This window comes from Pseudomonas arsenicoxydans (genome assembly GCF_006438915.1).
Lineage (GTDB): Bacteria > Pseudomonadota > Gammaproteobacteria > Pseudomonadales > Pseudomonadaceae > Aquipseudomonas > Aquipseudomonas arsenicoxydans_A.
Map to the genome: position 1 here is coordinate 20,419 of NZ_RCZE01000014.1, position 11,434 is coordinate 31,852.

An 11,434-nucleotide genomic window follows, 5' to 3' on the forward strand; every position below is an offset into this window, starting at 1 on the left:
AATAAAAAACCCGCCGAAGCGGGTTTTTTACTTAAGGCCTTCGATCAATCATCGCGGCTCATGATGCCAAACAGCTGCAACAAGCTGATGAACAGGTTGTAGATCGATACATACAGGCTGATGGTTGCCATGATGTAGTTGCGCTCGCCGCCATGAATGATGGCGCTGGTCTGGAACAGAATGCAGACCGAGGAAAACAGCACGAAACCTGCGCTGATCGCCAGTTGCAGGCCGCTGATCTGGAAGAAGAAGCTCGCCAGCGTCGCACCTAGCAGCACGAAGAAGCCTGCGGTGATGAAGCCACCCAGGAAGCTCATGTCCTTGCGGGTAATCAGCACATAAGCCGACAGACCACCAAACACCAGCGCCGTCATCGCGAACGCCGAACTGACCACTTCAGCACCGCCCTGCATCCCCAGGTAACGGTTGAGGATCGGGCCGAGCAGGAAACCCATGAAACCGGTCAGGGCAAAAGCAGACACCAGGCCCCAGGCCGAATCACGGAGTTTATTGGTAAGGAAGAAAAGGCCATAAAAGCCGATCAGCACCACGAACACGTTCGGGTATCCGACGCGTATCTGCTGAGCGACAAACGCCATCACGCCGCTGAATGCGAGGGTGAGAGCGAGTAAGCCATAAGTGTTGCGCAGGACGCGGCTAACCTCTAGCTGCTCAGCCTGCACGCTGTTATTAACTGCGTAATCCTGTTCGCGCATGGCGACACTCCTGTTGGTTTGAAACGTTCAGTCGCAAAGATCATAACAGACGCTCTGTAACAAGCTACGCAGAGAGTTTGACAGTGTGTTTCATTCAGGTATTATGGCGCCCGCAACGCAAACGGAGGTGTGGCCGAGTGGTTTAAGGCAACGGTCTTGAAAACCGTCGACTGTAACAGGTCCATGAGTTCGAATCCCATCGCCTCCGCCATCTTTATACGACAAAGCCCTGATTATTCAGGGCTTTGTCGTTTCTGGCTTTTGATAAAATCCTGCAACCCATACTTCAGCCAATAGCGCTTCCTCAAGGCATTCAAATAGGTGTTTTCATCGTAGAGCGCCCTGGCCTCAATTCTGGGCTACCGCTCAGGGAGAGGGTCTGAGCCCGCACAAGCGCACCTAAAGCCAACTTGCTTGATTAAAGTCAACACTGCGCTTGACCAGATGTTTACGCTTGAACGACTGGGGACTTACACGCCCGTGGAGCAAGTCATGTACGGGTTCCGTCATCACTACCGCGATCTGCTGCAACTCATTCTCGGGTTACTGCCTGACCCCGCCCAGACAATCACCCTCCCTCCTACTGAGGCGTCCCTCAGGGCGGTCACACCGTGGCCGTTCTGTTTCATTGCGTCGATTTGGCGCGGTTTACTACTTCCTACTCATTTCTGAGTACCTGGAGTTCATCATGCAAACACAATCGAAATGGGTTCTCGCCGCTATTTTAGTCAGCAGCATCTTCACGGCAAATGCAGAAGATGAGCATCACCCTGCCGATGCACCTGCGGGCGCAATGGCTGCCAGCACACCGTCCGAGTCCTCAATGTCCAAAGCGATGAGCGAGCAAATGCAAAAAATGCAGGCTGCCCACGACAAAGCCGCTGCCGCGAAAACCCCGGACGAGCGACACGCAGCCATGCAGGAGAGCATGAAGACGATGAAGGAAAGCATGGCCATGATGAGTCAGCAGCATGATGCTGCGGGGTGTATGAATATGGGCTCCAAAATGGGGATGTCTGACTCCAAGGATGGCATGGGTAAAGGAATGATGGGCATGATGATGAAAATGATGGATCAGCAGTCGTCAATGATGGACATGCCCATGAAGGAGTGACGATTGCCAGGTCCCGTACCAAAGGCTACGAGGAGATCGTCATGATCAATATGAGTCACTTCACACCACTGAGCGCATTGCTGGGCGGTCTCTTGATCGGCACTGGCGCGGCGCTGTTGATACTGTTCAACGGGCGCATCGCCGGTATCAGCGGCATCGTCGGGGGGTTGCTGCGCCCGTTGGCCGGTGATGTCAGCTGGCGAATGGCATTTGTGTTGGGGCTGATCATGGCTCCGCTGCTTTACCGACTGATCGCGCCACTGCCCGAACTGCAGATCGATGCGGGTTATCCGCTGTTGATTGGCGCCGGGATATTAGTCGGCGTCGGCACACGCTATGGGTCTGGCTGCACCAGCGGACATGGCGTCTGCGGTCTGTCGCGTTTGTCACCTCGCTCGGCGGTAGCAACAGGGGTGTTCATGAGTGTCGGGTTTATCACCGTTTTTGTTATTCGCCACCTCCTGGGAGTGAACTGACCATGGCTCTTTTCTTCGCCTGGATGGCGGGGCTCATATTCGGTCTTGGCTTGCTGGTTTCGGGCATGACCAACCCCGCAAAAGTGCTCGGATTCCTGGATGTGGCCGGGGCTTGGGATCCCTCTCTAGCCTTCGTCATGGTGGGCGCCATTGCCGTGGCAGCCGTGAGCTTTCAGGTATCAAGAACGCGAACGCGATCACTGCTGGGCCTGCCGATTAATCTGCCCACCGCTCGACACATCGATCAGCGTCTGGTCATCGGGAGCATGCTGTTTGGGACCGGTTGGGGATTGGCGGGGATTTGTCCTGGCCCCGCATTGGTACTGATGGGCTCAGGCATTCTCAAGGGCGCCGTGTTTGTCATGGCCATGCTGGCTGGCATGGGGCTGTTCGAAAGGCTTGAGCGACAAAAACGCCCAGACTCACCGGGTCCAATTTCCGAGAAGAAAGCCAGTTGATGTTATCTGGCAGCCGACCCTGTTCGCCGAACTGGCATCACCGGCTACGAATTCACCGCTTCATTGCCTGGCCATCAATCAACACATTTTACTCGTCAGTTTCCCCTCCTCAGTCCCCGCTAAGTTTCCTCCCCTACCTTCTCCCCTGCGCACTTTCAGCGCCGCTCAGGAGAGACCCCACACATGAATTCCCCCACAGCCAGTTGGCTCAACAAAGTGCCCGAGGTGACGCTGTCGTTCTGGGTGATCAAGATCCTGTCCACCACCGTCGGTGAGACCGGTGCGGATTTCCTGGCTGTGGATGCCGGTTTCGGCGCCGGCTGGACCAGCATCGGCATGGCGATCTTGCTGGCGATTGCACTGTTCTGCCAGATGCGCACCAAAACCTACACACCATGGATCTACTGGCTCACAGTCGTACTGGTGAGCATCGTCGGCACGCAGATCACCGATATTCTGACCGACGTCCTGGATGTCAGCCTCTACACCAGCACGGCGGTGTTTTCCGTACTGCTGGCGATTAACTTCCTGGTCTGGTACCGGATCGAGCACAGCCTGTCGATTCGTGAAATTGTCACGCCGCGACGGGAGTTGTTCTATTGGGCAACGGTGCTCTGCACGTTTGCCCTGGGAACGGCGGCCGGCGACCTGGCCACAGAAGCACTGGGGCTGGGTTTCACCCTTGGCATTGTGATCTTCGGTGCCTTGATCATTGCCACGCTGGCGGCCTGGCGCATGGGCGGCAATGTGGTGCTGACCTTCTGGATCGCCTACATCCTGACCCGGCCTTTCGGCGCGTCCCTGGGCGACTTGTTGACTCAGGCCAAAACCTACGGCGGCCTCGGCATGGGCGCCGCGTGGACGAGCGCGATCTTCCTCTGCGTCATTCTGCTGCTGGTGGTCGTCGCCCAGGTCAGCGTCGGCACCCGTAAATCCGTGACTCAGTAACCTTTAAAACGCCCATCAAGGAATCAACATGCGCCACTTTCAAACCCTTATTCGTCATGCGGCCATTGTCTCGTCCATTTGCCTGCTGAGCATGGTCGGCGGTTGCTCCAAGCCTGCCGACAAACCCGCCACAGGCGCTACGTCGAGTTCGGTGAGCGCCCCAAGTCAGTCGGGCAGCAAACTGGGTGACCTGTCCGAGTTCCGCAACATCGCCGTCGACGTCGCTGCCCTTGTCGACAAAAATGATCTGCCGGGCGCCAAAACCCGGATCAAGGATCTGGAGACCTCATGGGACTCCGCCGAAGCCGGCATCAAGCCTCGGGCCGCCAGTGACTGGCATGTCGTGGATAAAGCCATTGACCGTGCACTCGATGCCTTGCGCGCCGGCAGCCCGAAACAGGGTGAATGCAAAGTCGCGATGGATGACTTGCTCAAAGCCTTCGACTCGATGAAAGGCAAGTCCTGATCCGACGGCGGACAAACCCCGGCACAGGTGCTTCAATACAGGCGCGACGGTCATGACCGCCGCGCCTTTTTTTGCGGAGCGCGACATGCGGATATTGCTGGTCGAAGACGACCCGATGATTGGTGATGCCATTGAGGGTGCCCTGAACGATGCGAGCTATGCCGTCGACTGGGTGAAAAACGGTCTCACCGCCCTCTCGGCGCTGGACACTCAACACTATGACCTGGTGCTGCTGGACCTCGGTTTGCCGGGCAAGGACGGGCTCGATGTCCTCGACAGCATCCGCGCACGCAACAACCCGGTGCCATTGCTGATCATCACCGCACGCGACAACCTCGATGATCGCCTGCGTGGCCTCGACGGCGGCGCTGACGATTACCTGGTCAAACCCTTCGAACTGGTCGAATTGCTCGCCCGCATGCGCGCGGTGTTGCGCCGTAAAGGCGGCAGCGCCTTGTCGGTGCTGGACAACGGCGTGGTGTCGCTGGACCTTGTTTCCAAACTGGCCAGCACGGCGGATAGCCGCGACGTGCTGCTATCCAGTCGCGAGTTCGCGCTGCTGCAAGCGCTATTGATTCGTCCCGGCGCGATTCTCTCGCGCAGCGAACTCGAAGACCGCCTCTATGGCTGGGGCAATGAAGTGGAAAGCAACGCGGTGGAATTTCTGATTCACGGGTTGCGGCGCAAGCTCGGCAGCCAAGTCATCAAGAACGTCAGGGGAATGGGATGGATGGTTTCAAAAAGCGCTTGAGTGACTCGGTACAACTGCGACTGTCCGTTACGCTGTCGCTGGCCATCCTGATCGTTGCCGTGGTGGCGGGGATTTTTGCATTCGCCTCGGCATTCGAGGAGGCCCACGAAATGCAGGACGACACCTTGCGCCAAGTGGCGGTGTTGTTTGATCGCCAGCACATGAGCCTGCACTATCCCGTGGGTAATGAAGTCGCCGACGACAACGAAGAGTCCAGGGTGATCGTGCAATACCTGGCCGATGGCAGCAAGGCGCTCGGTAACGACGACGCCGCGATGCCGCTGCCCTTCCCCACCACCCTGGCCGATGGCTTGTCGACGTTAAACGTCACGGGCGAAAATTTTCGGGTGCTGGTCAAGACCACCAGCCGTGGCGAACGCATTGTCGTCGCCCAGGAAACCGGGATTCGCAACAAGGAGGCTCGCGAGAGCGCGTGGCGCAGCCTGCTGCCATTTCTGATCCTGTTTCCGGTGCTGTTGCTGGTGGTCGGCGACCTGGTACGCAAACTGTTCCGCCCGATTGCCACCCTTTCGGCTGACATCGACGGGCGCGACGAACAGGCTCTGCACCCCATCGACGAACACCACTTGCCGACCGAAGTCCGTCCGTTCGTGGTCGCCATCAATCGCTTGCTTGAGCGCGTCGCGCAGTCCATGGACGCCCAACGCCGCTTCGTCGCCGACGCCGCCCACGAGCTACGTTCGCCCATGACCGCCCTGTCCTTGCAAGCCGAGCGGCTGGCGGCCACAGAAATGCCGGCGCCTGCCCGTGAGCGTTTGCTGCCCTTGAAGCAGGGCATAGAACGCAGCCGCAAACTCATCGATCAACTGCTGGCACTGGCCACCGCGCAATCGGGTTCGAATCGACCGCAGGCTGCTGTTTCAGTGCATGAAGTGTATCGGCGGGTGCTGGAGGATCTGTTGCCGCTGGCGGAGCGCAAGCACCTCGATATCGGCGTTGAGAGCGTCGAGGACGTACAGGTCATCATCAACGAAATGGATCTGGTCGTCCTGGTGAAAAACTTGCTGGATAACGCCATCCGGTATACCCCCGACGGCGGACGCATCGACCTTTCCGTTGAGCGGACGCAGGACTGGGTGAAATTGCAGGTCAAGGATTCGGGGCCGGGTATTTCTCTGGAGGAACAAACGCGCGTATTCGATCCTTTTTACCGCAGCCTGGGAACCGAAGAGGCAGGCTCGGGGCTGGGGTTGTCGATCGTCAAAGCGATAGCGGACCGAGCGGGCGCACAGATTCGGCTCGGCTTTACAGATGAGCAGAACAACTGTGGTTTGTGTGTGTCGGTGTGGTTGAACACCGCGAAGGATTGAAATCAACACGGCTTCAGATCTGGGACCTCAGCGATCAACTGCCCAACAATCAAAACACCTCGAAAAGGCTGCTGACTGATAGGTCGAGGCTGCAAAACGGCATGCACAAAATGTAATGCGCTGAAACTGGCGCACCATTGCAGTGCAATCTGTTGGCGAAAAACGGTTTCCTCAACTAGGGTCTCTACGCAATCAAATGCCCCCGTCCATGGGTGGGGGGCGCCTGATCAAGGAGAGATAAATGACGTCCGTTCGCGCTGTCGAAAAAACCTATCGCGCCTGGTCGAGCCCGATCCTGCTGGAGCTCAAGGAGCGAGAACACCAACTGGACCCCATCGCGCGCCAGGCACTCGAAAACATCCTGGTAGAAAGACGCTTGATCAACCTCGGCAATCCTTCAGGCAGTGAGCGGCGCAACGTCGGGCAGGACAAACATCGGTAACCCGCGTGCCGATGACCGGGGTGAACATCTGCCTTTTGCGCATGCAGACAGAAGTCCGAAATCCAAAGGAACTGGCACTACGCCATTAATGTCGTAGCGGTAGCACCTGGAGAATCGGATGACTCGCACTCGCTATTTTCAAATCACCTATCGCTTTAACAATCAGCGACACGTTTTTGTACAGCCAGACACGCACATGAGTCACGCTGACGCTTGGTATTACGCTTGCCTGCATTCAGGGCTTGGCCTTTCATATAGGCACGATCAACAAAACGACGCGGAACTTCAAAGCCACGCGCAAGCAGGTGGCCTGATCGACGTCAGTTGGGAAGAATTACCCAGTTGAAAAGGCCGGTGCGCTTCGTTACAGACAATCCTTCACGGCCTTGCGCATTGCGCCGGACTTGGCCCAAGGTGGCCCTTGGTACAGCGAAACCCGGCTGCCGTCCTTGTATTTGACGATATCGAGAATTTCATCTGCCGTAATGATGCTCGGCGCATTCAGGCGGTAGCCGTTGGAAATGCCGACCTGAGTCGTTTTCGGAATTTCTTTCTGCCACGCCGGCAAAATGCATGCAGCCAGTTCTTTCGGTGGCTTGTTGCTGTATTTGCTGACGTTGGGTTCACCCGGAACCACAGACGCCGGCAACGAACAACCTGCCAGCATCGCCAGCGTTACTCCCCCAATCCACATCCGCATGACGCATCCTTATCCCGTAAAAACGCGAAATGTAGCGCTTCGCCGTCCGGACTTCCATCTATACAACACAACTCAATGCGCAGCATTGTTTCCAGGAGGCTCTGGATAGGTTCTTTCGTTGAGATAAGCCACCCACCGTTCATAGGCTTCATGCTGCCATTGCATGACACGCTCCCACTCCGGGCCGCTCAGTTGATGCGCTGAAATCAGCTTCATCATCTCGGTGGTGGCGGCGTCCAGGTCAACGATCAACTCATGGGCATGGAATCTGAAGTCATCGGTATTGCTCATGTGGGGTGGCCTCGCCCTGACGAAATTCATTGACCTTCGTACGACAGCCTCGAAGGTCACTCGACCTCAACTTCCCGACGAATGGAAGCACCTTCTATCCCACAGGAATCTGACAAACAAACGTTGCACCGTTCTAAATGGAACTACTCTTTCCTACCGAGACATTGCTGGAGGTCGTCATGTGGCTTAACGAAGATGAAAACGAACTTCGCCGTGACCTGCAAAGCGTTGCGTCAGATTTGAGATGGTCGGCGGTCGAGTTGCTGCGCATTGAGCAACAGCTACGCCAGGCGGGTAATGAGGCGGATGCACAAGCCGTACGCAGATTGTGCGAGTTGTTCCAAGGCGATGAAGCGCGACTGGCCGGTTATTCCGAGGAAGTGAAAGCCAAGGTGATCAGTCGGATAAAAGCTCACTAACAGGAGCACTGTCATGAACAAGTCGCTGTTCACGCTGGTTGTCCTGCTGGCGGTCGGTGGCTGCAGCACCGAGGAACACATTTACGGTACCCAGCCTCTGGTTGCCAAAGTCCAGACAGGGATGAGCAAGGATCAAGTGCAACAGATTGGTGGCCAGCCTGTCTCCGTCACCGATCGTACGGTGCAACCTGGCAGTTGTTTTGACTACAAATTGACGCAGGCGGACCAGCATCAGTCGTACAACGTCAGTTTCGATGGCAACGGCAAGGTCGACCATAAAAGCTTCATGACCTGCGCCGAGTGGAGTCATGTGCAAGAGAAAGCCAGAGAGCCCGCACGTACAAGCGGTGGTGGTGGCTACTGACCGACGTGGGCGCGCTGAAACCGCCGGCCCTAAGCTGGCAATCCAAATAAAGCCCCGACATTCCGGGGCTTCAAGCGTGCTGTCATTCTGATTTTTGCGCTGACGGGCGAACCGTTCTCGCTCTGTAGGCGGGGAGCGATGCGGCATAGGCCAGTGCTTCTTCCCTGCTGCTGAAAGACCCCAACCGGTCACCTTGGGTGCAGACCCGCCAGGGGCCGTTGTTTACGCTCAGTACGTCATAACCGTTCATGTGCATTTTATTCAGCATCGGAACACTCATGGTCACCTCCTGTTCGGTAGTGGAACCGACGATTGACTTCGATACCTTACACCCGACCTTTGCCCAAGTGCCGACCAGACGTCGCGTCAGTAATCCAGCGTTAAATTGCACTTTGCGTTGAGGGCATCGCTCTAACACCTCAAATAGAGGTCACGGCCCGAATGTTGCATTTTTATTTCGTTTTTATGACAAGCGATTGTTAGGTAACCAATGAAAGTACGTGCAACGGTCATTTGTGAACTGGACCGACATGTTCTCCTGGTGCGCAAACCCAGGTGTCGCTGGAGCTTGCCAGGCGGAAAAGTCGAGCCCGGGGAAACCACGGCGGGCGCCGCATTGCGTGAGCTTCAAGAAGAAACCGGTCTGGGCGCCGACAGCCTGCTGTACCTCATGGAGCTGGAATCGGGCGGCACCCGCCACCATGTCTACGAAGCGTCGGTGCCGAACCTTGAGCATGCCCGGCCGCAAAACGAAATCATCGACTGCATCTGGCATCCGCTGGAGACGGTCGACAACCTGAGCACCAGTGACGCCACGCGCCAGATCGTCAAGGCGTTTCGGCGGCGCCTGTAAGTGTGTTCAGGCCAGGCCTTGAATAGGTGGGTTGTTTTCAGTGAGCGTCAGCCCTGGTCGCCCCCGCCGACCGGCATGATCATGCCGGTGATGTAAGACGCTTCGTCGCTGGCCAGAAACAGGATAGCGCCAGCCTGCTCATCCAGCGTGCCGTAGCGTTTCATCAAACTGCTGTCGAGCGTCTGGTCGACGATCTGCTGATACCAGACTTTTTCCTCGGGACTTTGCTCGGCACTGTTGCGCGCAATGACCCGGGGCGGTGCTTCGGTGCCACCGGGCGCGGTTGCATTGACCCGCACTCCGCGACCGGCAGTTTCGAAGGCCAGGCAGGCGGTCAGTGCGTTCACCCCGCCCTTCGCCGCGCCATACGGCACGCGATTGATACTGCGCGTGGCGATGGACGAGACGTTGACGATGGCGCCACTGCCCTGCTCCAGCATGAACGGCAGCGCCGCGTGACAGCACCACAACGTCGGGAACAGCGAGCGGCGGACTTCGGCTTCGATCTCTTGCTCGGCATAGTGCTCGAACGGCTTGGTCCAGATCGTTCCGCCGACGTTGTTGACCAATACGTCGAGGCGCCCGAAACGTTCAATGGCCGTTCGCATCACCCGGCTGCATTCGCTGTACTGCTCAAGATCGGCGGTCAGGGCCAGCACCTGGTTGCTTTGGCCCAACTGCTGCTGCACCTCGAACACATGCTCGGAACGGTCGACCAGAATCAACCGTGCACCCTCAGCGGCCATGCGCTCAGCCACCCGCCGCCCAATGCCTTGCGCAGCCCCGGTAATCAGCGCCACTTTTTCGTGAAATCTGTTCATACCCACCTCGTGAAAAAACACTGCCCTGTAGGAGTGAGCCTGCTCGCGATAGCGGTTTCACAGGCGACATCTCTGTTGAATGTCCCGCCCCCTTCGCGAGCAAGCCCGCTCCCACACTGGATCGTTGCCGAGCACAACATTTGCGTACGCCCCCGATCAAAACTGTAGGAGCTGAGCGTGCTCGCGATAGCGGCGTGTCAGTCGACATCAATGTTGGCTGGTCCGCCGCTATCGCGAGCAAGTTCGGCTCCTACAGGGATCGCGTGTACTCAGGCCGCGCTGGCGGCGAATTTTTCGTAGTAGAAATTCGCAGGCTGGACGCCTTGCTCGCGAATGAACTGGCTGACCGCTTCGACCATCGGCGGCGGGCCGCACAGATAGACGTCGACGTCGCCCTCGTTCAAATGCCGCGGCTCGATGTGCTGGGTCACGTAACCCTTGAGCGGATGTTGGCTGTCGGGGTTGGCCACGCAGGCGCTGAAGCTGAAATTCGGGATGCGCGCGGCGAAGGTTTCGAGCCGGTCGAGTTCCACCAAGTCGAAATCATTGGTCACGCCGTAGACCAAATGCAGCGGATGTTCGCTGCCCTGCTCGGCGATTTTTTCCAGCATCGCGGTGAACGGCGCCAGCCCCGTGCCGCCGGCCAGCAGCAACAACGGACGGCGGATATCGCGCAGATAGAAGCTGCCCAATGGCCCGGCCAGGCTCATGCTGTCGCCGGCCTTGGCCATGCCGGTCAAAAAGCTGCTCATCAGGCCACCGGGCACGTTGCGGATCAGGAAACTCACCTCGCCATCGCGCTGCAACGAGCTGAACGAATACGCGCGGGTCTGCTCGCTCCCCGGAACCCCGAGGTTGACGTATTGCCCCGGCAGAAACGCCAGCGAGCTCAACGCTTCCCCCTTGATCGACAGCGCAATGGTGCTGTCGGACAACTGCCGCACCGCACTGATCGTGGCGTCGTAACTGGTCTGCTGCGTGCGGCAAACTTGCGAGGACGCCGGCACCCGCACCACGCAATCACTCTGGGCGCGCATCTGGCACGTCAGGACAAAACCCTGCTCGGCTTCTTCCGCGCTCAGCGCGTCTTCGATGTACTCCTCGCCCAAGTCATAACGACCGGCCTCGGCGAAGCATTTGCAGGTGCCGCACGCGCCGTCGCGGCAATCCAGCGGGATGTTGATGCCCTGACGGTACGCGGCATCGGCCACGGTTTCACCGACATTGGCGTCGATGAACCGGGTGACGCCGTCTTCAAAATTGAATGCAATGGAATGCGTCATG

Annotated in this window: 18 protein-coding genes and 1 tRNA gene; 13 read left to right on the forward strand and 6 right to left on the reverse strand. The window is 57.8% G+C overall.

Features of this window, described 5'->3' with window-relative positions; all coding sequences use genetic code 11:
- Nucleotides 1–44 precede the first annotated feature (44 nt).
- Nucleotides 45–716, reverse strand: a complete 672-nt coding sequence (locus tag EAH78_RS25605; protein WP_140670188.1) for a Bax inhibitor-1/YccA family protein — start codon at nucleotides 714–716, stop codon at nucleotides 45–47.
- Nucleotides 717–839: 123 nt separating this feature from the next.
- On the opposite strand from EAH78_RS25605, the gene EAH78_RS25610 reads away from it, so the two are divergent.
- The 10 genes from EAH78_RS25610 (at nucleotide 840) to EAH78_RS33170 (ending at nucleotide 7,048) form a co-directional block, all read left to right on the forward strand.
- Nucleotides 840–927 (forward strand) — tRNA-Ser (locus EAH78_RS25610).
- Between the two features lie 477 nt (nucleotides 928–1,404).
- Nucleotides 1,405–1,830, forward strand: a complete 426-nt coding sequence (locus EAH78_RS25615; RefSeq protein WP_140670190.1) for a hypothetical protein — start codon at nucleotides 1,405–1,407, stop codon at nucleotides 1,828–1,830.
- 41 nt (nucleotides 1,831–1,871) lie between these two features.
- A complete protein-coding gene (locus EAH78_RS25620) occupies nucleotides 1,872–2,306 on the forward strand; it encodes a YeeE/YedE family protein (RefSeq protein WP_140670192.1) in 435 nt (144 codons plus the stop codon).
- A 2-nt stretch (nucleotides 2,307–2,308) separates the two neighbouring features.
- Nucleotides 2,309–2,764, forward strand: a complete 456-nt coding sequence (locus EAH78_RS25625; RefSeq protein ID WP_140670194.1) for a YeeE/YedE family protein — start codon at nucleotides 2,309–2,311, stop codon at nucleotides 2,762–2,764.
- A gap of 183 nt (nucleotides 2,765–2,947) precedes the next feature.
- Nucleotides 2,948–3,712 (forward strand): COG4705 family protein, encoded by a 765-nt coding sequence (locus EAH78_RS25630; protein ID WP_140670196.1) that lies wholly within the window; start codon nucleotides 2,948–2,950, stop codon nucleotides 3,710–3,712.
- 28 nt (nucleotides 3,713–3,740) lie between these two features.
- Entirely contained in the window at nucleotides 3,741–4,178 is a 438-nt protein-coding gene (locus EAH78_RS25635; RefSeq protein ID WP_140670198.1) for a hypothetical protein, read from the forward strand.
- A gap of 85 nt (nucleotides 4,179–4,263) precedes the next feature.
- Nucleotides 4,264–4,929 (forward strand): response regulator, encoded by a 666-nt coding sequence (locus tag EAH78_RS25640; protein WP_140670535.1) that lies wholly within the window; start codon nucleotides 4,264–4,266, stop codon nucleotides 4,927–4,929.
- On the forward strand, nucleotides 4,905–6,260 hold the full coding sequence (locus EAH78_RS25645) for an ATP-binding protein (RefSeq protein WP_140670200.1): 1,356 nt from the start codon (nucleotides 4,905–4,907) through the stop codon (nucleotides 6,258–6,260). The genes EAH78_RS25640 and EAH78_RS25645 overlap by 25 nt, the downstream gene beginning before the upstream one ends.
- Before the next feature lie 241 nt (nucleotides 6,261–6,501).
- Nucleotides 6,502–6,702, forward strand: a complete 201-nt coding sequence (locus EAH78_RS25650; RefSeq protein WP_140670202.1) for a hypothetical protein — start codon at nucleotides 6,502–6,504, stop codon at nucleotides 6,700–6,702.
- Between the two features lie 118 nt (nucleotides 6,703–6,820).
- On the forward strand, nucleotides 6,821–7,048 hold the full coding sequence (locus EAH78_RS33170; protein WP_140670204.1) for a DUF6555 family protein: 228 nt from the start codon (nucleotides 6,821–6,823) through the stop codon (nucleotides 7,046–7,048).
- Between the two features lie 18 nt (nucleotides 7,049–7,066).
- Here the strand turns inward: EAH78_RS33170 and EAH78_RS25660 are convergent, their stop codons facing one another.
- The gene (locus EAH78_RS25660) at nucleotides 7,067–7,402 is read right to left on the reverse strand and encodes a hypothetical protein (protein ID WP_123431916.1); all 336 of its coding nucleotides are present in this window, start codon (nucleotides 7,400–7,402) and stop codon (nucleotides 7,067–7,069) included.
- Between the two features lie 72 nt (nucleotides 7,403–7,474).
- On the reverse strand, nucleotides 7,475–7,693 hold the full coding sequence (locus EAH78_RS25665) for a hypothetical protein (protein WP_140670206.1): 219 nt from the start codon (nucleotides 7,691–7,693) through the stop codon (nucleotides 7,475–7,477).
- Nucleotides 7,694–7,872: 179 nt separating this feature from the next.
- Here EAH78_RS25665 and EAH78_RS25670 point away from each other — a divergent pair, with 179 nt between their 5' ends.
- Entirely contained in the window at nucleotides 7,873–8,112 is a 240-nt protein-coding gene (locus EAH78_RS25670; RefSeq protein WP_140670208.1) for a hypothetical protein, read from the forward strand.
- Between the two features lie 13 nt (nucleotides 8,113–8,125).
- Nucleotides 8,126–8,476 (forward strand): osmotically-inducible lipoprotein OsmE, encoded by a 351-nt coding sequence (osmE, locus tag EAH78_RS25675; protein WP_140670210.1) that lies wholly within the window; start codon nucleotides 8,126–8,128, stop codon nucleotides 8,474–8,476.
- A gap of 82 nt (nucleotides 8,477–8,558) precedes the next feature.
- On the opposite strand, the gene EAH78_RS25680 is transcribed toward osmE, so the two are convergent.
- A complete protein-coding gene (locus EAH78_RS25680; protein WP_140670212.1) occupies nucleotides 8,559–8,756 on the reverse strand; it encodes an SPOR domain-containing protein in 198 nt (65 codons plus the stop codon).
- 210 nt (nucleotides 8,757–8,966) lie between these two features.
- On the opposite strand from EAH78_RS25680, the gene EAH78_RS25685 reads away from it, so the two are divergent.
- Nucleotides 8,967–9,329 (forward strand): NUDIX hydrolase, encoded by a 363-nt coding sequence (locus EAH78_RS25685; protein WP_140670214.1) that lies wholly within the window; start codon nucleotides 8,967–8,969, stop codon nucleotides 9,327–9,329.
- 47 nt (nucleotides 9,330–9,376) lie between these two features.
- Here EAH78_RS25685 and EAH78_RS25690 read toward each other — a convergent pair whose 3' ends face one another.
- Entirely contained in the window at nucleotides 9,377–10,150 is a 774-nt protein-coding gene (locus tag EAH78_RS25690; protein ID WP_140670216.1) for a 1,6-dihydroxycyclohexa-2,4-diene-1-carboxylate dehydrogenase, read from the reverse strand.
- Between the two features lie 269 nt (nucleotides 10,151–10,419).
- On the reverse strand, nucleotides 10,420–11,433 hold the full coding sequence (gene benC / locus EAH78_RS25700; RefSeq protein ID WP_140670222.1) for a benzoate 1,2-dioxygenase electron transfer component BenC: 1,014 nt from the start codon (nucleotides 11,431–11,433) through the stop codon (nucleotides 10,420–10,422).
- Between the last annotated feature and the right edge of the window lies 1 nt (nucleotide 11,434).

Coding starts and splice junctions, on each gene's coding strand:
- EAH78_RS25605 (WP_140670188.1), bottom strand. CDS start 716: ATGCGCGAACAGGATTACGCAGTTAATAACAGCGTGCAGGCTGAGCAG.
- osmE (WP_140670210.1), top strand. CDS start 8,126: ATGAACAAGTCGCTGTTCACGCTGGTTGTCCTGCTGGCGGTCGGTGGC.
- EAH78_RS25630 (WP_140670196.1), top strand. CDS start 2,948: ATGAATTCCCCCACAGCCAGTTGGCTCAACAAAGTGCCCGAGGTGACG.
- EAH78_RS25660 (WP_123431916.1), bottom strand. CDS start 7,402: ATGCGGATGTGGATTGGGGGAGTAACGCTGGCGATGCTGGCAGGTTGT.
- benC (WP_140670222.1), bottom strand. CDS start 11,433: ATGACGCATTCCATTGCATTCAATTTTGAAGACGGCGTCACCCGGTTC.
- EAH78_RS25685 (WP_140670214.1), top strand. CDS start 8,967: ATGAAAGTACGTGCAACGGTCATTTGTGAACTGGACCGACATGTTCTC.
- EAH78_RS25690 (WP_140670216.1), bottom strand. CDS start 10,150: ATGAACAGATTTCACGAAAAAGTGGCGCTGATTACCGGGGCTGCGCAA.
- EAH78_RS25665 (WP_140670206.1), bottom strand. CDS start 7,693: ATGAGCAATACCGATGACTTCAGATTCCATGCCCATGAGTTGATCGTT.
- EAH78_RS25680 (WP_140670212.1), bottom strand. CDS start 8,756: ATGAGTGTTCCGATGCTGAATAAAATGCACATGAACGGTTATGACGTA.
- EAH78_RS25625 (WP_140670194.1), top strand. CDS start 2,309: ATGGCTCTTTTCTTCGCCTGGATGGCGGGGCTCATATTCGGTCTTGGC.
- EAH78_RS25615 (WP_140670190.1), top strand. CDS start 1,405: ATGCAAACACAATCGAAATGGGTTCTCGCCGCTATTTTAGTCAGCAGC.
- EAH78_RS25645 (WP_140670200.1), top strand. CDS start 4,905: ATGGATGGTTTCAAAAAGCGCTTGAGTGACTCGGTACAACTGCGACTG.
- EAH78_RS25640 (WP_140670535.1), top strand. CDS start 4,264: ATGCGGATATTGCTGGTCGAAGACGACCCGATGATTGGTGATGCCATT.
- EAH78_RS33170 (WP_140670204.1), top strand. CDS start 6,821: ATGACTCGCACTCGCTATTTTCAAATCACCTATCGCTTTAACAATCAG.
- EAH78_RS25670 (WP_140670208.1), top strand. CDS start 7,873: ATGTGGCTTAACGAAGATGAAAACGAACTTCGCCGTGACCTGCAAAGC.
- EAH78_RS25650 (WP_140670202.1), top strand. CDS start 6,502: ATGACGTCCGTTCGCGCTGTCGAAAAAACCTATCGCGCCTGGTCGAGC.
- EAH78_RS25635 (WP_140670198.1), top strand. CDS start 3,741: ATGCGCCACTTTCAAACCCTTATTCGTCATGCGGCCATTGTCTCGTCC.
- EAH78_RS25620 (WP_140670192.1), top strand. CDS start 1,872: ATGATCAATATGAGTCACTTCACACCACTGAGCGCATTGCTGGGCGGT.